The sequence below is a fragment of the Thiohalobacter sp. IOR34 genome (assembly GCF_030406045.1).
In the GTDB taxonomy this organism is placed as follows: domain Bacteria; phylum Pseudomonadota; class Gammaproteobacteria; order Thiohalobacterales; family Thiohalobacteraceae.
On sequence record NZ_CP128988.1, the window covers coordinates 2,098,295 to 2,122,513 of the forward strand.

The following is a 24,219-nucleotide window of genomic DNA, read 5'->3' on the forward strand; positions in this document are numbered from 1 at the left end:
CTCCGGTTGGCCTCTCGGCGTGAATATCAGTTTTTCATTATATATGGGTTGGCGAAGCAATATCCAAGCCCCCAGCGGCGGCGTTCCGACAGGAGGGATGAAGCCGGCTACTTGCCGTCGCCGCCCTGTTCCTTGGCCTCCGGTTTCTCGCCCTCGACCTGGTAGGTGAGATCGAGTTCGATGCGGTCGCGGCCCAGCCGCTTGGCCCGATACAGCGCCTTGTCGACGCGCTCGATGAAGGCACTGGAGGTCTCGCCCGGCTTGTAGAAGGCCAGACCGGCGGAGAAGGTCGGCACCGGCAGGGCCAAGCCGTTGAGCTGCCAGCGGGTCTCGGCGCAACGCTCCTTGACCTTGTTCAGGGCCCGGGTCGCGCCCTCGGTGTCGGTGTTGGGCAACAGGACGGCAAATTCCTCGCCGCCATAGCGGGCCACCAGGTCGTGATGGCGGAAGATGGAGAGGATGTTCTTGGCGTAGACGCGCAGCACCTCGTCACCGGCCGCATGGCCGTACTGGTCGTTGATGGACTTGAACTTGTCGAGGTCGATCAGGGCCAGGGAGAGGGGGAAGCCATAGCGCTGCACGCGTGCCACCTCGTCCTCCAGCCGGCGCAGGAAGGCCCGCCGATTGGAGAGTCCGGTGAGTTCATCGGTGAGACTGAGCAGCCGTACCCGGCTCAGCTCGTCGCTCAACTGGCGGCTGTCCAGCTCCACCACCTGCAGGTACTGGTGGGTCTGGTCGAGCTTGTCCGCCAGCTCGTGGTGACCGGCCATCAGCCGTTCTATCTCGCGGATCAGGGTCCAGCGCAGATCCTCGATCTCGCTGATCCGCCCCGCCTGGTGCAGTTCGTTGAGCACCACCTCGAGCAGCACGCCGAATTCCTGGTTCTGGCTGATGGTGTCCAGCACCTGGTGGGCCAGCCCCTCGCGCAGCTGCTGGATGTCCTGGCGCCGGACCTCCAGCTGTTGCTCGTCTTCCCCTCCCGGCATGGCCTCGCCGGTCACGCCGACCGGTTCCGCTGCCCGACGCAGCGTCGCCGGCGCGGGCGAGCCGGCCTCGGGCTCGGCGCTCATGGCCTCGGCCGGCGCTTCTTCGGGCGGCGCGGCCACCGGTTGCGGCGCCGTACTCGGCGTGGCCACCGCCTCGGCTGGCGGCGGTGATTCGGCCGGCAGCGGCTCGCCGGCCACATCCAGACCAAAAGCCTGGAACAGCGGCTGCAATGCCTGGCGGAAGGCCGCCTCGCTGAAATCCTCCTGCAGCGAGAGCTGGTCGACGTAGACATCGATGTAGTCGCGCAGGGCGCTGAGATCGGAGACGGACAGCGGCGGCTGCAGGCGCGCCGCCAACACCTTCACCTGGACCTGCAACGGCGAACCCTCATGGAGGTGCTGGGCATAGACGTCGAGCAGGGCATTGACGATTCCGGCATAGGCCTGCTCGACCTGCCGATGCGACTCCGTCATGTCGAGCAACATGCGCTCGACCTGGCGATAGATGACGGCACCGGCTTGCGACTGGCGCAGGGCTGCCAGCAGCCGCAGCAGCTTCTTCGCTGCGCCCGACTCTAAGGAGTCTGATTCAGTCACACCAGCCATGAGATAAGCGGATCTCCCGTACACCACGTCCCTGTGCACAGGTGCGGGCCGAGGCCCGACGTGTATCGTCTTTTATTGTTTAGTCTTGATGGCGCAACCGGACTGCGCAGTCGCCCAGCGGGTTTCCCGGCCAAAGCTGCTGGCGGTCCGCCGGGCGCTGCCTCCCTCGGCGCGACGCGGCTGGATGAAGTCCACCGACGAGCCATCCCTGCCTCCACCTGCCCACAGCCCAAGGGCTACGACATGATGAATAACGTTAACGCCTTCACATAAAAAGGACAATCGAGCCCGGCCGGCCCGGGGTGCGGTAAAAACACGGCAGCAGGCGAAACCGGATATCCCGGCGGCTGTCGAACGCCAAGAAGCGATAGACAGTAGAGAAGAATTGCTTATTTATTATTCGATGGTTACAGAAACAACCTGAGAAACTAGTCTAGCTAATGCCGGCGCCGGCAACGCGCCAATTGTAGGAATACACTTACAGCAGAGACCGCTTTCGTCGCACAGGAATCGCACCTGCGCCCCGCGAAATGGCGGCAATTTGTGCCGGTTTTTTGGCACTCCACCGAAGGGCCGGGCGGGCCACAACGGCCCGCCCCCCCGCTGTTCAACCCTCCAGAGCGGAGAATATCTTGTCGCGGATCTCTTCCACGGAACCCACGCCGGAGACCTTGATGTACTTCGGCGCCCGCGGCTCGCCGCTGGCCGCCCACTTGCTGTAGTACTCGATCAGGGGCTCGGTCTGCTGATGATAGACCTCGAGGCGCTTGCGCACCGTCTCTTCCTGATCGTCATCGCGCTGGATCAGGTCCTCGCCGGTGACGTCGTCCTTGCCTTCCACCCTGGGTGGATTGTAGATGACATGGTAGGTGCGCCCCGAGGGCAGATGCACCCGGCGACCGGACATGCGCTTGATGATCTCCTCGTCCGGGACGTCGATCTCGACCACCGCGTCGACGTCGATACCCGCCTCCTTCAGGGCATCGGCCTGGGCGATGGTGCGCGGGAAACCGTCGAACAGGAAGCCGTTCTTGCAGTCGTCCTCCTGGATGCGCTCCTTGACCATATTGATGATGATGTCATCGGACACCAGCCCTCCTTCGTCCATGATCTTCTTGGCCCGCTTGCCCAGTTCGGTACCGGCCTTGACGTGGGCACGCAGCATGTCGCCGGTCGAGATCTGCGGGATATTGAATTTTTCCTTGATGAAATTGGCCTGGGTGCCCTTGCCGGCACCGGGACCGCCCAACAGGATGATTCGCATGGCTAGGCTCTCCTCGGGATCGAATTCCGCTGAAAAGACGAGTGGCATTATCCTCCCACCGACCTGCGGCAGCCAGCCAGTTGTAGTTATGGGTGGATGTGGAGGGTTTATGGTTCAGGCCGCGGGCGCGGCCCGGATCAGTTGGTGGCCAGTTGTCGCGCCATGCCGTCCAGCAGGCTGACGTCCTCGAAGAGATCCTCCAGTACCGCCTCCGCCAGCGCCTCGTCGAGGCCGGTCCGCTCCAGGCTGCCGGCCGGCAGCTCGCCGTGCGGCGCATCGCCGATCTCGTGCCGCTTGAGCAGATGATCGGCGAGGATCACCAGCTGCACGTACTCGGCATGCTCATCGGCATAGTCCGGGTTGTGGTGCTCGCGCAGGGTGACGATGATCTCCTCCGGCATCTGCCAGGACTGCATCAGCCAGGCGCCCATCTGGGCATGGCCCATGTCGAGCAGGTCCTGTGCCTGCCCCATGCCAAGGACGCATTTCTCCAGCGCCGTCACCGGCGAGGCGGGCCTGGCCGCGACCAGCTTGTTGAGCAGGGTGAACTCCGGCGGGAACAGGTGCCCCAGCAGCAGGAAGCCGAAGTTGTGCAGCAGGCCGGCCAGATAGGCCATGCCGGGATCGGGGCGCAACTCGGGCGGCATGCGCCGTACCAGGGCCTGCATCAGGGCGGCGCTGTAGACGGCATGGCGCCAGAAGGCATGCAGACCGAGCGGACCGTCCGCGGAGATGGAGAAGGACTTGCCGGTGGCCAGCCCCAACGCCATGTTCATCACCAGGTCGAAGCCGAGCACCCGGGTGATGGCATCGTGGATGGAATTGATCTTGCCCCGGTAGCCATAGAGGGGCGAGGTCGCATAGCGCACCACCTGGGCGGCGAGACTGGGATCCAGCTCGACGATGCCGGCCAGATCGGCAATGGAGGCATCCGGGTCGCCACGCAGCTCCAGCACCCGCCGTGCCATCTCCGGCATCGGCGGCAGTTCATACACAGCCTCGATGCGGCGGCGGATCTCGCCGGCCAGCGTCGGTTGCTGTTCAGGTTCTGCGATCATGATACGGCCCGTCCCGGCACGAGGCCTCTCCCTCCCTTGGCAGTGGCTCGCACCGAATCCTATGTCGCCTGACACCCTGTTGCAATGCCCCTCGATCCAGGGCGACCAGCGAGTGATCCTTCTTGTTGATAGTACATCGGCCGACATGGGCAAAGCTTGATGCAGCGCAAGCTTCCCATCATGGCCTCTCAGTTGAGTTGCACCCGCTGCCCCCAGGGCACCCCGGCCTTGCCCTTGACCAGCCAGAGCACGGGATAGGGCGGAGCCTGCTTCGGGAACTCGCCCTCGGCATCGGTGAAGTAGACCAGCAGATCAGGGGCGCGGTCGCGTCCTGCCACCCAGTCGAACACCGGCGTGAAGCGCGTGCCACCGCCACCAGCGAAATCGCGCGGCAGCTTGAACGCCTCCCAGGGCTCGAATTCCCAGGGCCCGTCCTCGGCGAGGCGCGCGTCACAGGCCAGCAGCGTCAGCCGCGCCCGGACCTGGCCCTTGATGGCATCCAGTTCGGAGATGAACTCGGCCATCTCGGCAGGCGAGATGGAACCGCTGGTGTCCAGCGCCACCACCACCTCGATCTGGGAACTGCGCAGGCTGGGCAGGATGGCCGGCCCTTCGCGCCGCGACGGCCGGCTGTAGTTGTAGTCGTCGCGCGCCACCGCCGTCATGTACTTGGCCAGCAGCATGCGCCAGGGCAGCCGCGGGGCCAGCAGATGATCGACCAGCCGCGCCATGCCGCCACCCAGCTTGCCGGCCTGCAGCGCCTGTTGGGCGGCACCGGCCAGACGCTGCTGCCACTGCACCTGCAGCTGTTCGCGTTCGGCCTCGCTGAGCGGGGCGGGCTGGGGGGCGCCGCCCGCCCCAGCCTCCTCCCGGGCCTGCTGCGGCTGCCCGCCGCCACCCGGCTGCGGCGGCGGCCTGCCGCTTCCGCCGCCCGTGCCGTCCCGGCTGTCCGAATCGCTGTCATAGAGATGCTGATCGAGGCTCTCCAGTTCCTCGTCCAGGTCGTCGATCGCCGGGTACACCTCCTCCGCGGTCATGCCCTCGAACTGGCTCATGTACAGGGCGCCGGGCGGCGGCTTGAGCCCGTCGCGGATCAACAGCGGGTTGATCGCCAGGTCGCAGGCCAGGTCCCAGCGCTGCTTGACCCGGTGCTGGCGGCGGGCGAAATGCGACAGGGCGCAGTGCAGCGCCTCGTGGGCCAACATGAACTGGGTCTGTTCCAGGCTCAGGCCGTCGATGTACTGCGCGTTGTAGTAGAAGCGGCGGGCATCGGTCGCCGTGGTCTTGCACCAGCGTGGATCGGCCTCCACCAGCGGCAGGCGCAGCACCAGGGCACCGAGGAAGGGCTTGTCGAGGATCAGCCGGGTGCGCGCCGCGCTGAGCTTGGTCTTGACGTCAGCGGTCACGGCTTCAGTGATCGAACAGCATCACGTCGGCCACCGCCTTGGCCCAGTCGGCGAACTGCGGCACGCTGAACAGCGCCTGGCCGATGGCGCGGTGCATGTCGGAGACCAGCATCACGCCCATCTCCCGCTCCGGGAAACGGCCGGCGTAGTCGATGATGTGGCCGAACACCTGCATCGCCTCCGGACTCTCCTTGTGGCGGATGGCCCGACCGACCAGGGCACTGGCCACGGCGTACTGCAGGTCGATCTCCGCCGGCACCGGCACCGGCTCGCCACGCAGGATGGCCTCCACGTCCGGCAGCTTGTCCAGGTTGTCGACGAAGGCGCCCAGCTCGATGCCGGCCGCCGGACCGACGCAGGCCTGCAGGGTGTCCACCAGCAGCTGGGGGCGGCCGTGGAACTTGTGCAACGCGCGGTGGGCGAACTCCCAGGAACGCGGCGAGGGGAAGGCCACCGGATTGTGGGCCGGATCGAAGTCGAACAGCAACTCGGGACGGAAGCGCAGAAAGGCGATCAGACGCTCGTCGATGCCGTTGGCATAGGCCCACGCCACCCAGTCGTCGAGATTCACCTCCAGCTCGAAGTGCGAGAAACGGTTGGCCAGCGGTGCCGGCATGGTATAGGTCACGCCGCGGTCCCCCTGGCGGTTGCCGGCGGCAAAGATCGCCCAGCCATCCGGTACCCGGTACTCGCCGAGGCGACGGTCGAGGATCAGCTGATAGGCGGCGGCGGAGACGCTCGGCGGCGCCGAGGTGATCTCGTCCAGAAAGAGAATGCCGCGCGCCCCGTGGCGTCCCGCATCGGGCAGGATGGCCGGCACCGACCATTCGACGAAGTCACCGTTGCGGAAAGGGATGCCGCGCAGATCCGAAGGTTCCATCTGCGACAGGCGGATGTCGATCACCGGCACCCCGTGGCGCTCGGCGATCTGGGCGATCATCTGCGATTTGCCGACGCCTGGCGGTCCCCAGACCATCACCGGGGTGTGCTGCCCCTCCTCCGCACTCAGGAATTCCCGGTCCAGGACCGTCATCAGCTGTGATGGACGCATGTCTCCTCCGTTACCCGGGACGGCCCATCCGCCCCTGTCCGATCAGAGCTGCCATCTTACGCATCTCGGCCCGGGATTGCATGGCGCCGCAGGAAGAATCCCCTGAGAATCCGAGGATTTGCACAAGCCGCAGGAAGGGCGCGCACAAAGCGTGCACGACCTCCTAAATAAAACCGCCGCGGGGTCGATAGCTGCGGTAGGACCGGACGGGCGATCCCGCCGCACAGACCACGGGCAGGATCGACGGCCGCACACAACAACAGAAGAACGAGGTTCACGATGGGGCATTGCCCGCGCATCCTGGTCTGCGAGCACCAACCGGCACTCCGCGAACAGCTGACCCGCAAACTCTCGGCCAACGGCTTCTGGATCGACAGCACCGACTCCTCGCGCGAGGCACTGGAGCTGCTGGAGCAGCACCGCTACGATGCCATGACCCTGGGCCTGGTCCTCTCCGACCAGGACAGCATCTCCTTCCTCCACGATCTGCGGGTGCTAGGCTTCCGCCTGCCGGTGCTGGTCACCTCGATCCACAACGAGCAGGAACAACCCCTGCCGCAACGCCTCGTCGAGCAGCTCGATGTCGAGCTGGCACTGTGCGAGGAACCGGAACCTGACTGGGTGCGCAAGGCAGCCGACCAGGCACGCATCATCTTCGTCATCAAGTCGGCCTGCCAGGGGGCGCGGGGCTACCGGCCACGCATCCTGCACGTGGAGCCCGACGCCTTCAGTGCCGGGTTGATCAAGGCCGCCCTGCGCGGCAGCGCGGAACTGGTGCAGGTCAGTGATCTGCACCAGCTGGAGGACGCCCTCTGCGACGGGCCCTACGACTTCGTGGTCCTCAACCCCCTGCTGCACGACGACCATGGCGAGCTGGCGCTGCATCGCATCGCCGGCGCCCATGCCAACCTGCCCATCGTGCTCCACGCACGCTATGGCATCCGTCACGACGAGCCCGACCTCTGGCCGCTGGCCGCGAATTTCGACGGCGGTGGTTTCGGCCTGGTCCAGGCGCTGCGCAACGTGGTCCTGCACGGCCTGGACATCCCGCACTGCGCCCACGCCTGAGCCGCCTTGCGGGGAGTGACGGCCGGGCTCAGGAGAAACGCAGCGGCGCCACCTCCCCGGTGCGCAGCCAGTGCCGGTAGTCGGCCAGGATCAGGGCATGGTCGAAGGCCAGCGGCGGCACCTCGGCCGGATCGAACAGCTCCAGCGCCCGGGCATCGTCCATGGCCCGCGGCTCGCCCCGCGCCTCGCCGATGTACACCGCGCTCACCGTGTGGCCGCGCGCATCCCGCGCCGGATCCGAATAGCAACCGAGCAGCAGCCTGAGCCTCACCTCCAGACCGGTCTCCTCCCGCGCCTCGCGTACCGCCGCCTGCTCCAGGCGTTCACCGACGTCGACGAAACCGCCGGGCAGGGCCCAGCCGGGTGGCGGATGGCGCCGCTCGATGAGCACCAGGGGACGGCCCGGCCGGTCGACCATCTCGATGATCACGTCCACCGTGAGCAGCGGCGTCTGCGGGCGCGGCATGCTCAGCCCCGCCCGGTGACGCGCCGCCACTGGCGGCGGGCCTTCTTGTCCGGCCGGCCACCGCCCTGCGGCTGGGCCGCGGCCTGCAGCCGGCGCTCCTCGCGGCGCGCCTCGCGCGCTGCCAGGCTCGCCGGGTCCTCGGCGTAGAGGGTGGCGGCCACACTGGCCGGTCCGCGGCGCGCAGCGAGCCGCAGCACCTCGATCTCGAACAGCAGATCACCCTTGTGGATGCGCAGCCGGTCACCCGGCTTCAGAGGGCGGGAGGCTTTGACCCGGGCGCCATTGACGTGAACCTTGCCGCCCTGCACCGCCTCCGCGGCCAGGGCACGGGTCTTGAAGAAACGCGCCGCCCACAGCCACTTGTCGACACGCAGGCGCTCCGGCGGCGGGCTGCCGGACTCAGCCACGAGGGTCTGTGCTCATTGGCCGCCCAGCCCGAGCAGCAGGCCGTTGAGACGGCGCACGAAGCTGGCCGGATCCTCCAGGTGACCGCCCTCGGCCAGCAGGGCCTGATCGAACAGCACCCGGGTCCAGTCCTCGAAGCGCTGCTCGTCCTCGATCTCCTTCAGCTGGCGGACCAGGGGATGGCCGGGATTGATCTCCAGCGCCGGCCTGGAGATCGGCACCTCGTGGCCGGCCTGGCGCAGCATCTGCTGCAGATGCACGGCCATGTCCTGCTCGCCCAGCACCAGGCAGGCGGGCGACTCGGTCAGCCGGTGACTGATGCGCACCGCCGAGACCTGCTCGCCGAGCACCTTCTGCATGCGCTCCAGAACCTCCTTGTACTCGCCCTCGGCCTCCTCGGCCTGCTTCTTCTGCGCCTCGTCCTCCAGCTCGTCGAGATCGAGATCACCCTTGGCCACCGAGGCCAGCGGCTTGCCGTCGAACTCGGTGAGGTGGGACATCATCCATTCGTCGACCCGGTCCCAGAGCAGCAGCACCTCGATGCCCTTGTTGCGAAACACCTCCAGATGCGGGCTGTGGCGGGCGGCGGCGAAGCTCTCTGCGGTGATGTAGTAGATCTTCTTCTGCCCCGGCTTCATGCGCTGCAGGTAGTCTTCCAGCGAGACGTTCTGCTCCTCGCTGTCGGTATGGGTGGAGCTGAAGCGCAGCAGGCGGGCGATACGCTCCCGGTTGGCGTAGTCCTCTGCCGGCCCTTCCTTCATGACCTTGCCGAACTCGCGCCAGAAGGTGGCGTATTTCTCGGGCTCGTTCCTGGCCAGGCCCTCCAGCAGGCCGAGCACCTTCTTCACCGAGGCGGCACGGATGGTGTCGATCAGCTTGTTGTGCTGGAGGATCTCGCGCGACACGTTGAGCGGCAGATCGTCCGAGTCGACCACGCCACGCACGAAGCGCAGATAGTGCGGCATCAGCTGCTCGGCGTCGTCCATGATGAACACCCGGCGCACATAGAGCTTGATGCCGTGGCGCCGCTCGCGGTCGTAGAGGTCGAAGGGCGCACGCTGCGGCACGTAGAGCAGCGAGATATAGGACTGGGTGCCCTCCACCCGGTTGTGGGTCCAGGTCAGCGGATCCTCGAAATCGTGGGCGACGTGCTTGTAGAATTCCTTGTACTCCTCGTCCGTGATCTCGTTCTTGGGACGCGCCCAGAGTGCCTCGGCGCTGTTGATCTGCTGCCATTCCTCCTTGCCCTCCTCGCCCTCCAGCAGCTCGATGGGCAGGGAGATGTGATCCGAGTACTTCTTGACGATGGCGCGAATCCGGTAGGGCTCGAGGAACTCCTCCTCGCCCTCGCGCAGGTGCAGAGTGACATCTGTGCCACGGGCCTCGCGCTCGATGGTCTCCAGGGTGTAGCTGCCCTCGCCGTCCGAGACCCAGCGCACGCCGTGCTCGGCGGTGAGACCGGCGCGGCGGGTCTCCACCGTCACCTTGTCGGCGACGATGAAGGCGGAATAGAAGCCAACGCCGAACTGTCCGATGAGCTGGGCATCCTTGGCCTGGTCGCCGGTCAGCGACTCGAAGAACTGGCGGGTGCCCGACTTGGCGATGGTGCCGATGTTCTCCACCACCTCCTCGCGGTTCATGCCGACACCGTTGTCGGAGACGGTAAGGGTGCGCGCCTTGCGGTCGATGCGAATGCGGATCTTCAGATCGCTGTCAGCCTCGAACAGGGCATCGTCGCTCAGCGCCTCGAAGCGCAGCTTGTCACAGGCATCGGAGGCATTGGAGATCAGCTCGCGGAGGAAGATCTCCTTGTTGGAATACAGCGAATGGATCATGAGGTTCAGCAGCTGCCGGACCTCGGTCTGGAATTCGAGTGTTTCCTTGTGGGCGTCGACGCTCATCTCGGGATTACCACCTCTTGTTGCTGTCAGGACTCTGCCGTCGGCGCAGCCCCGATGGGACCGCCTGACGGACCGCTGGCGCAAGCATGGGGGTGGGGCCGGGCTTTTTCAAGATTGCCGTTCGTGGGCCAGCAGCCAGCGCTTGATGGCCAGCAGCGGCCCCTCGCGGGCGCCGGCATAGCCACCCTCACCGCTGGCCGCCACCACCCGGTGGCAGGGGATCAGGATCGGCACGGGGTTGCGCCGGCATGCCTGGCCGACGGCGCGCGGCGCGCTGCCGAGACGGGTCGCCAGCTCACCGTAGTGGCGGCACTCGCCCGGCGGGATCTCGGCCAGTGCGGCCCAGACCCGGCGCTGGAAGGGGCTGCCCCGGGGCCGCAGCGGCACCGGCGGCACCCGCCGTGGATCCTTGAAATAGGCCTCCAGGGCATCGCAGGCCCGGCGCGCGGCGGGGCTGCACGGCGCGCGCAGCGGGGTCCCGGAAGGCAGGAAGTCGATGCCGGTCAGGGCGCCCGTGGCATCCAGGCGCAGGCCGAGGCGACCGAGCGGCGAATCGAGCACGGCCTGCCACTCCGCCATGGTCAGCCCGGATATTGCACCAGGGATTCGATGCTCAGGGCGGAGCTGGCAAAGCAGGTTGGCCGATCACCCGCAGAAGCATGGCCGTAGCCATGGTTCAAGGGCGATCGGCCAGGATGCGCAGCCAGATGCGTCCTGAAATCGAATAGGCACAAACTGTACCCCGCAGTGAGGAACCATTTGCGAGCCTCCCGGCCTTGTATGTCAGTCTGCACTCCGATCATGCGCGCCGCCTTGGTGCAATATCCGGGTTAGTCCGCTGCGCGCTGCCTGAGGCGGCGCAGCTCGTGACGCAGCACCCGCTGACGGGCGGCATCGCGGGTCGCGTTGAGCAGGCCCTGCAACTGGCCGGCCGCATCCTCGACAAAACCGGCCGCGGCCAACTCGCGGGCGGCGTGATAACGGGCGGTCTGCGCCCAGGGATCCATGGCGTGGGGGTCCGGGGTGGCGGCCGAGGCGAGGTAGAGGCGGGCAGCGGCGGCATGGCGGCCGAGGGCCTGCTCCGACTCCGCCATCCAGAACAGCAGCTCGCGGCGATTGCGCAGCGGCAGCGGCAGGGCGGCGATGCGCCGCAGCAACCCCAGGGCCCGGCGGTGCGCCTTGAGCCGCTGCAGATCGAACACCACCTGCAGCAGGCGGTCGAGCGCCTCCCCGGCGGGCGGCGTCTCAGCCTCCAGCAGCCCCGCCAGCAGCCGGCTGCCCTCGTCCAGCTCGCCGGCCAGGACGCTGACCCTGGCCCGGCGCAGCTGCCAGTCGAAGCGATCCTGGCCAGGCGGCGGTTCGGGAATGGTGCGCATCAGTCCGGCCGCGGCATTCACCTCGCCGTCGGCCAGCAGGCCGTCCACCAGTCGGTAGCGTACGAGGCGGGGGATGGCCTCGGGCCGCGGGTAACGTCCGCCATCGAGGTAGAGCGCCCGCAGCAGCCGCCGGCCACCCGGCAGCGCCTCGAGCTGGGCAGCCAGATAGTCATGCGCCAGTTCGCGCCGGTGCGGGTCGCTGGCCGTCTCGCCGAGCACGGCGAACAGCAGCCGGGCGCGCAGCGGCTGTTTCTCCAGGGCCTCGGTGGCGGCGAAGTACCAGTCCTGGTCACGGCCGACCAGCAGCTGCTCGCGGTTGCCGATGCGCCGGCCGGCCTCCAGATAAGCCTGCCAGAGCAGCTCGGCATCCACCTGGAACAGGCCGTCCGCGGCCTGCCCGGGTGCGGCCAGGGCCAGGGCGCGTTCCAGCGCCTCGATGCGCGCCACCGGCCGTTGCTGGCGTTCCAGGGCCTGGGCGATCAGATCCCAGAGACGCGCCTGCACCGGCACCGCCAGCCCGGTGTCCTCCAGCGCCCGGCGCGCCCGCGCGAGCACCTGGTCGGCATCGAGCCGGCCGCTGCGCAGGGCCGCCAGCAGCCGCAGTGGCCGGGCGGCCGGCCGTTCCAGGCCGGCCAGCACGGCATGCGCCTCCTCGGGACGGCCACTGCGCAGCAGCACCTCACCGCTCAGCAGCCGCCACTCCGGATCCTCCTCGCCAAAGTCCTGCCGGTAGCGGAGCACGGCGACGCGTGCATCGGCCAGCCGGTCGTCCAGCAGATAGCTGCGGATCACCAGCCGCCGCCAGCCGCGCCGCGTCTCCCGGCCGGCATCGCCGGCCGACCACAGCAGGCGGCGCAACACCTGGCGGGCCGCAGCCGGCTGGCCGCTCTCCAGCAGGGCGGCGGCCTGACGCCCGCGCAGCCAGCGCAGGAAGTCCGGCGCCAGATCCGCCGGCGCCGCGGCCACCCGCGCCACCAGCGCCGCCCAGTCGCGACGCGATTCCAGCAGTCCGATACGCATCCGCTCCCAGCGCATCCAGCTCACCGGGTCTTCGGCGAAGGCCGGCTGGACGGCATCCATCCGGGCCAGGACCAATTGCGGGGCACCGGCGCTGGCCAGCATGCCCAGGGCCTGCAGTTCGGCATCCGCCGCCGAGCTGGCCACGATGGGGGGAGCGGCGGGCGTCTCGGCCGGGGCGGCACCGGGCGGGAAGGCGGCGAGCAGGCAGAGCAGCCAGGGGCGAAGGCGGCTCATGGGCATGAATGCCGGGCAGGGTCGTTCATGACGGGCATTGTAGCAGGGGGCAAAAACAAGGGCGCCATGCCTGTGCATGGCGCCCTTGGCATTCCACGCCGGCCGCAGCCGGGGATGAGGGTCAGATCTTTTCCTTGATCCGTGCCGCCTTGCCGGAACGCTCGCGCAGGTAGTAGAGCTTGGCGCGGCGCACGTCACCACGGCGCTTGACCTTGATATCGGCGATGGCCGGGCTGTAGGTCTGGAAGACACGCTCCACGCCCTCGCCGTGGGAAATCTTGCGCACCGTGAAGGCCGAATTCAGACCGCGGTTGCGCTTGGCGATGACCACGCCCTCGAAGGCCTGGATACGCTCGCGGTTACCTTCCTTCACCTTGACGTTGACGATGACGGTGTCGCCCGGGCCGAACTCCGGCACCTCGCGATTCATCTGTTCCTTTTCCAGTTCTTCGATAATGTTGCTCATGGGCCTTCCCCTACGCGCGTATAGCTCACTTGGTCGTTTCTGTTTCGCGATGTTCGCGGATGAATGCTTCCAGCAGCGCCTGCTGTTCCTCGTTCAGTTGCTTGTCGGCCAGCAGCTCCGGCCGACGCAGCCAGGTGCGCCCCAGGGCCTGCTGCAACCGCCAGCGACGGATCTGTTCGTGGTTGCCGCCGAGCAGCACCGGCGGCACCTGCATGCCCGCCACGCGCTCCGGGCGCGTGTAGTGCGGGCAGTCCAGCAGGCCATCCATGAAGGAGTCCTGCTCGGCCGAACCGGCATCGCCCAGGGCCCCGGGCTGCAGCCGGGCCACGGCGTCGATCAGCACCATCGCCGGCAGCTCGCCGCCGGACAACACATAGTCGCCGATCGACCATTCCTCGTCGACCTCGCGCTGGATCAACCGCTCGTCGACGCCTTCGTAGCGACCCGCGACCAGGATCAGCCGCGGTTCCGCCGCGAAGCGGCGCACCGCATCCTGGTCCAGCCGGCGGCCCTGCGGCGAGAGGTAGATCACCTTCGCCGGCCCCGCCGCCGCGCGCGCTGCCTCGATGGCCTCGTGCAACGGCTGGTAGAGCATGACCATGCCGGGGCCGCCGCCATAGGGCCGGTCGTCCACCGTCCGGTGCCGGTCGCGGCTGTAGTCCCGCGGGTTCCAGGTCTGCAGCTCCAGCAGGCCGCGTTCCACGGCCCGGCCGGTCACGCCGTAGTCGGCAACCCCCTGCACCATCTCCGGGAACAGGGTCACCACGTCGATGCGCATCAGAAATCCGGGTCCCAGTCCACCTCGATGCGGCCGGCAGCGAGGTCGATCGACCTGATCACCTGGCCCTGCACGAAGGGGATCAGCCGCTCCCGTTCCCCGCGCACCACCAGCACGTCGTTGGCACCGGTGGCGAACAGGTGGTCGACCCGGCCCAGTTCGACACCTTCGGTGGTGACCACCTCCAGGCCTTCGAGGTCGGTCCAGTAATACTCGTCCTCCGCGGTCTCCGGCAGCTGGTCGCGGCGGATGGCGATGTCCCGGCCCAGCAGCGCGGCGGCGGCGGTGCGGTCGTCGTAGCCCGCCAGACGGGCCACCACCCCCTTGCCGTGGCGGCGCCCCTCCACCACCTCGCAGGGCTGCCAGCCCTCAGCCCCCTGCAGGTACCAGGGACGGTAGTCGACGATGTTCTCGCGCGGTTCGGTGTGGGAGTAGACCCGCACCCAGCCGCGCACCCCGTAGAGGCCGCTGATCCGGCCGACGATGATGAACTGATCGCCTGCCTCGGTCACGCAGCGATTCGCGGTCCCGCGGTCAGGCGGCGTTCTGCGCCTTGTGCTGCTTGAGCAGCTGGTCGACGCGCTCGGAGGCCTTGGCGCCCCGGGACAGCCAGTGCTCGACACGTTCCACGTCGATCCGCAGGCCCTCTGCGTCTTCCTTTGCCAGCGGATTGAAAAATCCAAGGCGCTCGATGTAACGGCCGTCACGCCGGTTGCGGCTGTCGGTGACCACGATGTGGTAGAAGGGCCGCTTCTTGGCGCCGCCACGGGCCAGACGAATGGTTACCATCTCTTCAAATCCTCTTCGCTTCGCTGGGTTGCCCAGTAAAAATGCCGCCGGAAACTGGCGGCACCTGCGCTGAAACCGGGCATTGTACGGCATTTTGAGAAAAAGTGAAGCGGGGAGCGGCCCGGAAACGGCCTGAAACCGGATCGGCACAACCCATGACTTGCCACGCCGTGGATTGCCGCTCTCCCACCCGCGCAGCAGGTCAGTCCCAAGTCCGACAGGCTGCCGCCCAAGGCAACGCCCCTCCGCTCCCCAAGCCGCGAGACCGGCGACGGCCGGGAGCGCCGCCGTCGCCTCCCTTTACACTGCATTTCAGTTCAACCATCTGTTTATGCAAACATTATTTCCATGAGCAGGGGTTGTCGCGGTATGCGGTGATGCCGAGTCGGGATCATTGACAGGACCGCCGACCGCGCAATCCGACCGCCCCATCAAGCTAACACATTGATTTAAATCAAGGCTTCCGCCACAAACGGGCTGCGCCGGGCGACCGGACTTGTCGAGATACTTGACGTTCTCGCTGCCGGGTAGCGCCAAAAAAACATAACATCCTGTTTAGAAAGGTTTTTGTGGAAGTGGCACGGGGGTTGCAACAATGCGGGCAAGACGGCAAGAAGGTCAAGAACAAGAGTCGGAGGAGTCACCCAGTACACCAACTATAACTTCGGGTTGACGCGAGTCGGCGGCAGGACCAACTACAACGCAACTGCCCGGGAACTCGTGGCTGGAATTGGACGGCGGACCTCAGGGGACCGCCGTTTTTGTTTGTTAACAGCCTGTCGGACTTAGCCCGGATATTGCACCAAGGCGGCTCGCCTGATCGGCGTTCAAGCCGTTATACCGAGTATCCCAGGCCGGATCCGACAAACCGAAGCCGCGATGCAACCGCCGGATTCAGAACGGCAGGCCGGTCGGCAGCCGCCCCTTCAGGCCGCGCATCATCTTGGCCATGCCGCCCTTGGACATCTTCTTCATCATCTTCTGCATCTGGGTGAACTGCTTGAGCAGCTTGTTCACGTCCTGCACCCGGGTGCCGGAACCGGCGGCGATACGACGCCGGCGAGAGCCCTTGATGATGTCGGGATGGCGGCGTTCCCCCGGGGTCATGGAATCGATGATGGCAACCATGCGCACCAGCTCGCGGTCGTCGACCTGGTTCTTGACCGCCTGCGGCAACTCGGCCATCCCCGGCAGCTTGTCCATCAGGCCGCTCAGCCCGCCCATGCCCATCATCTGCTGCAGCTGCTCGCGGAAATCCTCCAGGTCGAAGCGCTTGCCCTTCTTGAGCTTGTTGGCGAGACGCGCCGCCTTGTCCTTGTCCAGCTTGCGCTCGGCCTCCTCCACCAGCCCCAGCACGTCGCCCATGCCGAGGATGCGCGAGGCGACCCGGTCGGGATAGAAGGGCTCCAGGGCCGCGGTCTTCTCGCCCACGCCGAGGAACTTGATCGGCTTGCCGGTGATGGCGCGGATCGACAGCGCCGCACCGCCACGGGCGTCGCCATCGGCCTTGGTGAGGATGACACCGGTCAGGGGCAGTGCCTGGTCGAAGGCCTTGGCGGTGTTGGCCGCATCCTGGCCGGTCATGCTGTCGACCACGAACAGGGTCTCGATCGGACTGATCGCCTCGTGCACGCGGCGGATCTCGTCCATCATGGCGTCGTCGATGTGCAGTCGGCCGGCGGTGTCGACGATCACCACATCGATGCCGTGGCGACGACCATGTTCCACTGCGGAACGGGCAATCTCCACCGGATCCTGGTCGGAAGAACTGGGATAGAACTCGGCACCGACCTCGCCGGCCAGGGTCTGCAACTGCTCGATGGCCGCCGGCCGGTAGACGTCGCAGCTGACCACCAGCACCGACTTCTTGCGGCGTTCCTTCAGCCAGCGCGCCAGCTTGGCGGTGCTGGTGGTCTTGCCGGAGCCCTGCAGGCCGGCCATCAGGATCACCGCCGGCGGCGCCGTCTTCAGGTTCAGGTCGTCGTTGTGCTCGCCCATCATCTGGACCAGCTCGTCGTTGACCACCTTCACCAGGGCCTGCCCCGGCGTCAGGCTCTGCAGCACCTCCTGGCCAACGGCCCGCTCGCGCACCCGGTCGATGAACTCGCGCACCACGGGCAGCGCCACGTCCGCCTCGAGCAGGGCCATGCGCACCTCGCGCAGGGTGTCCTTGATGTTCTGCTCGGTCAGGCGACCCTGACCCCGCAGATTGCGCAGCGTCTTGGAAAGGCGTTCGGTCAGATTGTCAAACATGGCTCGGGACAACAGGGGGTCGGTTGGGGGAGGCGCGGGCCGGCAGCCCGGGCGCCCTGGAAGGAGGGATTATAGCTGGATCAGGTCCCCGCCGAACAGCCGCCTGAGGCGGTGCTCGCCAGCCTGGGCGCTGATCTCGGCGAAGATTCGCTCCTCGGCGCCCGGCTTGAGGTGGGTGATGTAGACATCGGGGCGATGCCGCAGCTTGCGCAGATCCGCGGCCAGCATGCGCGGGCAGTAGTGGTAGGCCTTGCGGCACAGCGCCTCGTCCTGATCGCCGAAGGCACACTCGACGACCAGGGCATCGAGCCGCGGATAACGGTTGAGCGCTGCCCACAGGGTATCGTTGCTCATGGTGTCGCCACTGAAGGCAAACACGGCATCACCCGCGTCGACGCAATAACCGACCGCGGGCACCGCGTGATTGACCTCGATCATCTCGATCCGCCGGCCGTCGATCTCCCGCACCTCGCCGGCCTCCATCACCTCGAAACGCAGCACCGGCCGTTCCGCGGTCGGCAGCTCGGTGAAATCCGGCCAGACCACCCAGTTGAAGACATGGCGGCGCAGCGCCTCAAGGGTGGCGGCACTGGCATGCAGCACCAGCGGCTCGTCGATCTCGCCAAAGATGGAATCCACCATCAGCGGCAGACCGGCGAGGTGATCGAGATGGGAATGGGTCAGGAAGATATGCCGGATACCGGCCATTTCCGGCAGGGACAGGTTGCCAAGTCCGGTACCGGCATCGATGAGAATATCGTCATCGATCTGGAAACAGGTCGTTCGCAGCTCTGCGCCTATCCCTCCGCTGCATCCCAATGTCCTTATCCGCATGTCCCCTCGTCCACCATTGGATTCCGATAGATACTCGCATGTTAGCAGTCTGCCAGCGAAAAAAACCGCCCGCCGGCGACTGCCTCACAGTTTGCCACCCAGCCGGCCGCACACACCCCCAGGGCGCGCGGCCCTCGTTTGCAGTCGAATGGCTATCCCATTATCCTGCCGCATGTTCGCAGCGCCCCTTCTCCAGCAACCGGACGGACATGCATACGCACCTCATCGGCATCCTGGCCATCGTTCTTTACCTGTTCGCCGGCGTCCTGCTGGCGCTGCGCATGCTGCGCCGGGGTGAGGACGTGCTGCTGGGCCGCAAGGGGGTGCTGCTGCTGGGCCTGGTGGCGGCCGCCGGCCACGCCTGGGCGCTGGCGCCGATGCTGTTTCCGCCCAGCGGGATCAACCTCGGTTTCTTCAATGCCCTGTCCCTGATCGCCCTGCTCTCCGCCCTGCTGCTGCTGATCTCCTCCTTCGACCGGCCGCTGGAGAACCTCGGCATCGTGCTGCTGCCCTTCGCCGCCCTCAGCGTGGCGCTGATGTTCGCCTATCCCTCCCGCCAGCTGGTCAGCGACAGCAACTGGCAGCTCGACCTGCACATCCTGATATCGATGCTGGCCTATAGCCTGTTCGCCATCGCCGCCATCCAGGCCATCCTGCTGGCCATCCAGGACCACCAGCTGCACAACCGCCGCCCCGGCGGCCTGATCCGCGCCCTGCCGCCGCTGCAGACCATGGAATCCCTGCTCATGCAGCTGATCGCCACCGGTTTCGTACTGCTCAGTATCGCCCTGGTCACCGGCTTCCTGTTCATCGAGGACATCTTCGCCCAGCACCTGGTACACAAGACCGTCCTCTCGCTGCTCGCCTGGGTGGTGTTCGCCACCCTGCTCTGGGGGCGCTGGCGCTTCGGCTGGCGGGGCCGGGTGGCCATCCGCTGGACGCTGGGCGGCTACCTGGTACTGATGCTGGCCTATTTCGGCAGCAAGCTGGTGCTGGAGCTGGTCCTCCAGCAGTAGCGCCCGCTGGCGGCGATGCTCCGGCTGACGACCGTCCACACCTGACAGCGACCCCGACTTGGCATAGAATCGGAACCTTGCCAACAACCCGGAGGCGCCCCTCGTTGGACGCGATCCCCCTCGGCGCGCTGTTCGCTGCGCTCATCTTCCTGATCATCCTGTCCGCCTTCTTCTCCGGTTCCGAGACGGGCCTGATGACACTCAACCGCTACCGCCTGCAACACCGCGCCAAGAGCGGCCATCGTGGCGCCCGCCGCGCCCTGCGACTGCTGAAACGCCCGGACCGGCTGATCGGCCTGATCCTGCTCGGCAACAACTTCGTCAACATCCTCGCCTCCTCGCTGTCGACCATCATCGCCCTGCGCCTGCTCGGCGAGACCGGCATCGCCATCGCCGCCGGCCTGCTGACCCTGGTGATCCTGATCTTCGCCGAGGTGGCACCCAAGACCCTGGCAGCCCTGCATCCGGAACGCATCGCCTATCCGGCGGCGCTGATCTACACGCCACTACTGAAGCTGCTCTACCCCCTGGTCTGGGTGGTCAACGGCATCACCAACGGCCTGCTGCGGCTGATCGGCATATCGCCGAAGGGTGGTGCCCACGAGGCCCTGTCACGCGAGGAGCTGCGCACCGTGGTGATGGAGGCCGGGGTGATGATCCCCAAGAGCCACCAGAGCATGCTGCTCAACCTGCTCGACCTGGAGAAGATCCAGGTCGAGGACATCATGATTCCACGCAACGAGATCGTCGGCCTGGACATCAGCCAGGACATCGACAGCATCAGCGACTATCTGGCCCGCACCCAGTACACCCGGCTGCCGGTCTACGAGGAGTCCATCGACCATGTCATCGGCATCCTCCACGTGCGCAATATCCTGCCCCTGCTGCGCTCCGGTGAGCTGAGTCACGACAGCCTGCGTCGGGCCATGCACCCGCCCTACTTCATTCCCGAGGGCACCTCGCTCAACCGCCAGCTGCTGAACTTCCAGCGCGAGGGCCGGCGCACCGGGCTGGTGGTCGACGAGTACGGCGACCTGCTGGGGATGGTGACGCTGGAGGATATCCTGGAAGAGATCGTCGGCGAGTTCACCACCGATCCCAGCTCCCTGCAGCAGCTGATCATGCCGCAGGAGGACGGCAGCGTGCTGGTCGATGCCGGCATCAACCTGCGCGAACTCAACCGGGCGCTGAACATCAAGCTGCCGACCGAGGGTCCCAAGACCCTCAACGGCCTGATCCTGGAGCACATGGAGACCATCCCCGAGGCCGGCACCAGCATGCGCCTGGCGGGCTATCCGCTGGACATCGTGCAGATCAAGGACAACTCGGTGAAGACGGTGCGCCTCTACCCCCAGCTGCATCGGCAGGAGACGGACGAGGAGACGGACTGAACCGCTTCAGTCCCGCGGCTTCTCGCCGCGGACCAGCAGCACGGGGATATCGATGAACAGCCGCCCCTCGGCATCGAACAGCGACTCCACCTCGGCCAGGTGACGCTGCTGCAGCTCGGCCTGGCCCCCGGGATCGAGCTGCTCCACGCTGGCCCGGAAGCCGGTGTTCCAGATCACCTCCCACCAGTCCATGGGGCGCTCGATGTGGTAGCCCATCTGGATCTGCTCCACCTCCACCGCCTCGAAGCCGGCCGCCTCCAGCAGCGCCCGGCACTGTGCCGGCTCGGCCAGCCGGAACCAGGGGAAGGCTGCCTCGCCCTCCGGGAAAGCGACCCCCAGGGCGGCGGCCGTGTCGCGGAAGCGGTCCGCCATCGGCTGGAAGGCACCGGGAGCGAAACTGCTGAGTGCCAGGGTGCCTCCGGGACGCAACACCCGCTTCCACTCGCGCAGCGCCGCCGCCATGTCCGCGAGGAAAAACAGGCTGAAGGCGCTGATGGCGACATCGAAGTAGTCACGGCGGAAATCCAGGCGCGCGGCATCCATCGGGTGCAGGTCGATGTTGCCCAGGCCCATGCGCCGGGCACTGCGATAGGCCTGATCGAGCATCTTCTCGGAGACGTCGATGGCCATCACCCGCCCCTCGGGACGGATACGCTGGGCGGCCGCCACCGCCGCCACCCCGGTACCGGTGCCGATGTCGAGCACCTTCAGACCGGGCCGCAGGCGCAGCCAGTCCGCCAGCCGGTCGGCGGAAAAGGGAAAGAAACGGGTGGCCGCACAGTCGTAGTCCGCCGCCAGGCGGTCGAACAGCGCGGCAACCCGGGCGCCGGCCTCATCGTGCGTCGTCGCGGTCATGGATCATCCTGCAGTGAACCGAAAGGGCTGGAGCCGCCATGTTACCCCCTGCCCAGCGGCGCGCAAACCAGGGACCGCCCATGCACCAAGGATTCGACGCTCAGGGCGAGGCTGGCAAAGCCGCCAGGCTGGCCCGAAGTCAATCGAACAGGCACACACCGCAAACCCGGCCAGGCGGCTCTCTCATGGCCATCTCGGCCTTGTACAACAGCCTCAATGGCGATCATTCGGACCGCCTTGGTGCAATATCCGGGCTAGGGCCTTGACACCACACCAATCGCGGCCTGGAGACCGCTCCTACAACATATTGTGCCGCCATGCCCCGTAGGAGCGGCCTGGAGGCCGCGATCCCCGCCAGGTCCAGCCACGCCATCATCCGGGGGCTGGTGCAATAGGCAGCCTTGGGCCGGCATCAACTATTGCCGGCGCACGCCGATACAGGGTGAGGAGGTCTGCAAGGGACGGCCGCCCTCCGCGGGAGCGATTTTAAATCCCATTGTCTTTCAATCAGATAGGACTGACCGACGCATGGCCAAGCTGACGCTGTCGTTCCGGGACAAAAAACTGAGGATCTTCCCGCTGACCTGCGGAGAAGCCGTGATCGGTCGCGATCCGGACTGCGAGATCCACATCGACAGCCTGGCGGTGCAGCCACGCCACGCGGTGATCGCCGCGGATGGCGAGCATTACCGCATCCAGGCGCTGGAGGGCGAGGAACAACTGTTCGTCAACAACCAGCAGGTGGACGAGCGCCTGCTGGCCGATGGCGATCATATCCGCATCGGCAAGCACATCCTGACCTTCTCCGAGGAACCGGGCGACAACCTGCTGGAACTGCCGCGGTTCAAACCGCAACCGGCCACCGGCTGGCTGCAGATCATGAGCGGCTCGCATCTCGGACGCACCATCCGCCTGGACCGCTCGATGCTGCGCCTCGGCAAGTCAGGCCAGCAGTCGGCGATGATCTCGCGCCGCAGCGACGGCTACTACCTGTCGCATCTGGAGGGGGATGAGCCGCCACAGGTCAACCAGCAGCCGATCGGCGAACGCAGTCGGCGGCTGGCCGATGGCGACCAGATCCGCATCGGCCGCCTGGAGCTGCACTTCTTTCTCGACCAGGGCGAATCGCGCGGCGCTCCCGCACCGGTACCGAAAGAGGAACGCCACGAACGGCGCTTCAGCCGCATCCCCTTCGATGGTGAGGCACGGCTCAGCCAGGACGGCAAGAACTGGCGCAGCCGGCTCATCGACCTGTCGCTGAAGGGTGCCCTGATCGAGCGGCCTGCCGACTGGGAAGGGAACGGCGGGGAATACCTGCTGCGAATCGAACTCGGCGACGATCGTCAGATCGAGATGCAGGTGGAACTCTCGCATCAGGAAGAAGGCCGGATCGGCCTGCGCTGCAAGGACATCGACCTCGACAGCATCACCGAACTGCGCCGCCTGGTGGAGCTCAACCTCGCCGACCCGGCCCTGCTGGAACGCGAACTGGCCCGCCTGGGCTGAGCGAATCCGGCGGGCGGTGCCCGTCCTTCGCCACTTCTGACTTCTGACTTCTGACTTCTGACTTCTGACTTCTGACTTCTGACTTCTGACTTCTGACTTCTAGCTTCTGAAGTCCAACCCTAGATCGCCTCGAGCACCTCTGCCAGGCGAGCCGCCGGCGTTACCTCCAGTCCCTCCACCGTCCGCCCCCGGGCAAGGTTGGCAGCCGGCACGACGGCCCGTTTGAAACCGTGCTTGGCCGCCTCCTGCAACCGCTCCTGGCCGTTCGGCACCGGCCGAACCTCACCGGCCAGGCCGATCTCGCCGAACACCACCAGATCGTTCGGCAGCGGCCGGTCGCGGAAGCTGGAGAGCACCGCCAGCAGCACCGCCAGATCGGCCGCGGTCTCGGCCACCCGCACCCCGCCCACCACGTTGACGAAGACGTCCTGGTCGCCGACCGCGATGCCACCGTGGCGGTGCAGCACCGCAAGCAGCATGGACAGGCGGTTCTGTTCCAGGCCCAGGGTCACACGGCGCGGATTGGCCAGGTGCGAATCCGCCACCAGCGCCTGCACCTCGACCAGCAGCGGCCGGGTGCCCTCCCGGGTGACCATGATGACGCTGCCGGAGACCGGCTCCTCGTGGCGCGACAGGAAGATCGCCGAAGGGTTGGCCACCTCGCGCAGGCCGCGGTCGCCCATGGCGAATACGCCCAGCTCGTTGACGGCACCGAAGCGGTTCTTGATCGCCCGCACCACCCGGTAACGGCCGCCGGGATCCCCCTCGAAATAGAGCACGGTGTCGACCATGTGCTCCAGCACCCGCGGCCCGGCGAGCTGCCCCTCCTTGGTGACATGGCCGACCAGAAACAGGGCGGTGCCGCTCTGCTTGGCATAGCGCACCAGCTGGGCGGCGCTCTCCCGGACCTGGGCCACCGAGCCAGGCGCCGACTGAAGCTGCTGGGTGAACAGGGTCTGGATGGAATCGATCACCAGCACCTGGGGCCGCTCGCGCTCGGCGGTGGCGAGGATGGCCTCCACCGCCGTCTCCGCCAACAGCCGCACCGCGCCGCCTTCCAGGCCCAGGCGGCGGGCACGCAGCGACACCTGCTGCAACGATTCCTCGCCGGTCACGTAGAGGGTCGACAGGCGGTCACCGATCGACACCAGGGCCTGCAACAGCAGCGTCGACTTGCCAATCCCCGGATCGCCGCCGATCAGCACCACCGAGCCGGCCACCAGGCCGCCGCCCAGCACCCGGTCCAGTTCGCCGATGCCGGTGCCGGTACGGATCTCGCTGCCGGCCTCGACCTCGGCCAGCGGCTGCACCTCGCCGGCCGCCGCCCCCGCATAGCCGCCGCCCCGGCCGGACGGCACGACCTGGGTGCGGACCTCGACCAGGGTGTTCCATGCCTGGCAGTCCGGACACTGGCCAACCCACTTCGGCGACTGGGCGCCGCAACTGGAACAGCTATAGAGAATCTTCGGCTTCGCCATGAGCTTCCTTCT

General features: G+C 66.9%; 22 protein-coding genes. 4 read left to right on the top strand and 18 right to left on the bottom strand.

Translation table 11 applies throughout. From position 1 onward, the window contains the following. Positions 1–107 precede the first annotated feature (107 nt). The 5 genes from QVG61_RS09655 to QVG61_RS09675 form a co-directional block, all read right to left on the bottom strand. Positions 108–1,583, bottom strand: a complete 1,476-nt coding sequence (locus QVG61_RS09655) for a diguanylate cyclase (protein ID WP_289930425.1) — start codon at positions 1,581–1,583, stop codon at positions 108–110. A gap of 616 nt (positions 1,584–2,199) precedes the next feature. After that, positions 2,200–2,856 carry an adenylate kinase gene (gene adk / locus QVG61_RS09660; protein WP_289930426.1) on the bottom strand — a complete coding sequence of 219 codons (657 nt, stop codon included), beginning with the start codon at positions 2,854–2,856 and terminating at the stop codon, positions 2,200–2,202. Positions 2,857–2,993: 137 nt separating this feature from the next. Continuing rightward, on the bottom strand, positions 2,994–3,914 hold the full coding sequence (locus QVG61_RS09665; RefSeq protein WP_289930427.1) for an HDOD domain-containing protein: 921 nt from the start codon (positions 3,912–3,914) through the stop codon (positions 2,994–2,996). 188 nt (positions 3,915–4,102) lie between these two features. Then, positions 4,103–5,320 carry a VWA-like domain-containing protein gene (locus tag QVG61_RS09670; protein WP_289930428.1) on the bottom strand — a complete coding sequence of 406 codons (1,218 nt, stop codon included), beginning with the start codon at positions 5,318–5,320 and terminating at the stop codon, positions 4,103–4,105. A gap of 4 nt (positions 5,321–5,324) precedes the next feature. After that, the gene (locus QVG61_RS09675; RefSeq protein WP_289930429.1) at positions 5,325–6,371 is read right to left on the bottom strand and encodes a MoxR family ATPase; all 1,047 of its coding nucleotides are present in this window, start codon (positions 6,369–6,371) and stop codon (positions 5,325–5,327) included. A gap of 279 nt (positions 6,372–6,650) precedes the next feature. Here QVG61_RS09675 and QVG61_RS09680 point away from each other — a divergent pair, with 279 nt between their 5' ends. After that, positions 6,651–7,439, top strand: a complete 789-nt coding sequence (locus QVG61_RS09680) for a response regulator (RefSeq protein WP_289930430.1) — start codon at positions 6,651–6,653, stop codon at positions 7,437–7,439. Between the two features lie 28 nt (positions 7,440–7,467). Here the strand turns inward: QVG61_RS09680 and QVG61_RS09685 are convergent, their stop codons facing one another. From QVG61_RS09685 to QVG61_RS09735, 11 genes are all read right to left on the bottom strand, one after another. Further along, positions 7,468–7,905, bottom strand: a complete 438-nt coding sequence (locus QVG61_RS09685; protein WP_289930431.1) for an NUDIX hydrolase — start codon at positions 7,903–7,905, stop codon at positions 7,468–7,470. A 2-nt stretch (positions 7,906–7,907) separates the two neighbouring features. Continuing rightward, positions 7,908–8,312: an RNA-binding S4 domain-containing protein gene (locus QVG61_RS09690; RefSeq protein ID WP_289930432.1), complete on the bottom strand. Its 405-nt coding sequence runs from the start codon at positions 8,310–8,312 to the stop codon at positions 7,908–7,910. A 12-nt stretch (positions 8,313–8,324) separates the two neighbouring features. Continuing rightward, a complete protein-coding gene (htpG, locus tag QVG61_RS09695) occupies positions 8,325–10,211 on the bottom strand; it encodes a molecular chaperone HtpG (protein ID WP_289930433.1) in 1,887 nt (628 codons plus the stop codon). A 108-nt stretch (positions 10,212–10,319) separates the two neighbouring features. Next, positions 10,320–10,790 (bottom strand): methylated-DNA--[protein]-cysteine S-methyltransferase, encoded by a 471-nt coding sequence (locus QVG61_RS09700; protein ID WP_289930434.1) that lies wholly within the window; start codon positions 10,788–10,790, stop codon positions 10,320–10,322. Between the two features lie 251 nt (positions 10,791–11,041). Beyond that, a complete protein-coding gene (locus QVG61_RS09705) occupies positions 11,042–12,841 on the bottom strand; it encodes a hypothetical protein (RefSeq protein ID WP_289930435.1) in 1,800 nt (599 codons plus the stop codon). A gap of 121 nt (positions 12,842–12,962) precedes the next feature. After that, entirely contained in the window at positions 12,963–13,307 is a 345-nt protein-coding gene (gene rplS, locus QVG61_RS09710; RefSeq protein WP_289930436.1) for a 50S ribosomal protein L19, read from the bottom strand. 25 nt (positions 13,308–13,332) lie between these two features. Further along, the gene (gene trmD / locus QVG61_RS09715) at positions 13,333–14,085 is read right to left on the bottom strand and encodes a tRNA (guanosine(37)-N1)-methyltransferase TrmD (RefSeq protein ID WP_289930437.1); all 753 of its coding nucleotides are present in this window, start codon (positions 14,083–14,085) and stop codon (positions 13,333–13,335) included. Next, entirely contained in the window at positions 14,085–14,597 is a 513-nt protein-coding gene (rimM, locus tag QVG61_RS09720) for a ribosome maturation factor RimM (RefSeq protein WP_289930438.1), read from the bottom strand. Before rimM ends, trmD begins: the two co-directional genes overlap by 1 nt. A 22-nt stretch (positions 14,598–14,619) precedes the next feature. Then, positions 14,620–14,874, bottom strand: a complete 255-nt coding sequence (gene rpsP, locus QVG61_RS09725) for a 30S ribosomal protein S16 (RefSeq protein WP_289930439.1) — start codon at positions 14,872–14,874, stop codon at positions 14,620–14,622. An 894-nt stretch (positions 14,875–15,768) separates the two neighbouring features. Beyond that, positions 15,769–17,127 carry a signal recognition particle protein gene (gene ffh, locus QVG61_RS09730; RefSeq protein WP_289930440.1) on the bottom strand — a complete coding sequence of 453 codons (1,359 nt, stop codon included), beginning with the start codon at positions 17,125–17,127 and terminating at the stop codon, positions 15,769–15,771. Positions 17,128–17,196: 69 nt separating this feature from the next. Further along, positions 17,197–17,946: a 3',5'-cyclic-nucleotide phosphodiesterase gene (locus tag QVG61_RS09735; protein ID WP_354671160.1), complete on the bottom strand. Its 750-nt coding sequence runs from the start codon at positions 17,944–17,946 to the stop codon at positions 17,197–17,199. A 224-nt stretch (positions 17,947–18,170) separates the two neighbouring features. Between QVG61_RS09735 and ccsA the strand changes: the two genes are divergently transcribed. Both ccsA and QVG61_RS09745 read left to right on the top strand, forming a co-directional pair. Continuing rightward, entirely contained in the window at positions 18,171–18,977 is an 807-nt protein-coding gene (gene ccsA, locus QVG61_RS09740; RefSeq protein ID WP_289930442.1) for a cytochrome c biogenesis protein CcsA, read from the top strand. Positions 18,978–19,081: 104 nt separating this feature from the next. Further along, positions 19,082–20,368: an HlyC/CorC family transporter gene (locus tag QVG61_RS09745; RefSeq protein ID WP_289930443.1), complete on the top strand. Its 1,287-nt coding sequence runs from the start codon at positions 19,082–19,084 to the stop codon at positions 20,366–20,368. A gap of 6 nt (positions 20,369–20,374) precedes the next feature. Here the strand turns inward: QVG61_RS09745 and QVG61_RS09750 are convergent, their stop codons facing one another. Further along, complete coding sequence (locus QVG61_RS09750) at positions 20,375–21,223, bottom strand: methyltransferase domain-containing protein (RefSeq protein WP_289930444.1); 849 nt, start codon at positions 21,221–21,223, stop codon at positions 20,375–20,377. Between the two features lie 528 nt (positions 21,224–21,751). On the opposite strand from QVG61_RS09750, the gene QVG61_RS09755 reads away from it, so the two are divergent. Continuing rightward, the gene (locus tag QVG61_RS09755; RefSeq protein WP_289930445.1) at positions 21,752–22,729 is read left to right on the top strand and encodes an FHA domain-containing protein; all 978 of its coding nucleotides are present in this window, start codon (positions 21,752–21,754) and stop codon (positions 22,727–22,729) included. A gap of 119 nt (positions 22,730–22,848) precedes the next feature. On the opposite strand, the gene radA is transcribed toward QVG61_RS09755, so the two are convergent. After that, a complete protein-coding gene (gene radA, locus QVG61_RS09760) occupies positions 22,849–24,207 on the bottom strand; it encodes a DNA repair protein RadA (RefSeq protein WP_289930446.1) in 1,359 nt (452 codons plus the stop codon). Positions 24,208–24,219 lie beyond the last annotated feature (12 nt).

Bases quoted from the DNA above. Each gene is read 5' to 3' on its own strand.
- QVG61_RS09750 (WP_289930444.1), bottom strand. From the start codon at position 21,223: ATGACCGCGACGACGCACGATGAGGCCGGCGCCCGGGTTGCCGCGCTG.
- rpsP (WP_289930439.1), bottom strand. From the start codon at position 14,874: ATGGTAACCATTCGTCTGGCCCGTGGCGGCGCCAAGAAGCGGCCCTTC.
- ccsA (WP_289930442.1), top strand. From the start codon at position 18,171: ATGCATACGCACCTCATCGGCATCCTGGCCATCGTTCTTTACCTGTTC.
- trmD (WP_289930437.1), bottom strand. From the start codon at position 14,085: ATGCGCATCGACGTGGTGACCCTGTTCCCGGAGATGGTGCAGGGGGTT.
- adk (WP_289930426.1), bottom strand. From the start codon at position 2,856: ATGCGAATCATCCTGTTGGGCGGTCCCGGTGCCGGCAAGGGCACCCAG.
- htpG (WP_289930433.1), bottom strand. From the start codon at position 10,211: ATGAGCGTCGACGCCCACAAGGAAACACTCGAATTCCAGACCGAGGTC.
- rplS (WP_289930436.1), bottom strand. From the start codon at position 13,307: ATGAGCAACATTATCGAAGAACTGGAAAAGGAACAGATGAATCGCGAG.
- QVG61_RS09755 (WP_289930445.1), top strand. From the start codon at position 21,752: ATGGCCAAGCTGACGCTGTCGTTCCGGGACAAAAAACTGAGGATCTTC.
- QVG61_RS09685 (WP_289930431.1), bottom strand. From the start codon at position 7,905: ATGCCGCGCCCGCAGACGCCGCTGCTCACGGTGGACGTGATCATCGAG.
- ffh (WP_289930440.1), bottom strand. From the start codon at position 17,127: ATGTTTGACAATCTGACCGAACGCCTTTCCAAGACGCTGCGCAATCTG.
- QVG61_RS09680 (WP_289930430.1), top strand. From the start codon at position 6,651: ATGGGGCATTGCCCGCGCATCCTGGTCTGCGAGCACCAACCGGCACTC.
- QVG61_RS09675 (WP_289930429.1), bottom strand. From the start codon at position 6,371: ATGCGTCCATCACAGCTGATGACGGTCCTGGACCGGGAATTCCTGAGT.
- radA (WP_289930446.1), bottom strand. From the start codon at position 24,207: ATGGCGAAGCCGAAGATTCTCTATAGCTGTTCCAGTTGCGGCGCCCAG.
- QVG61_RS09700 (WP_289930434.1), bottom strand. From the start codon at position 10,790: ATGGCGGAGTGGCAGGCCGTGCTCGATTCGCCGCTCGGTCGCCTCGGC.
- QVG61_RS09665 (WP_289930427.1), bottom strand. From the start codon at position 3,914: ATGATCGCAGAACCTGAACAGCAACCGACGCTGGCCGGCGAGATCCGC.
- QVG61_RS09705 (WP_289930435.1), bottom strand. From the start codon at position 12,841: ATGAGCCGCCTTCGCCCCTGGCTGCTCTGCCTGCTCGCCGCCTTCCCG.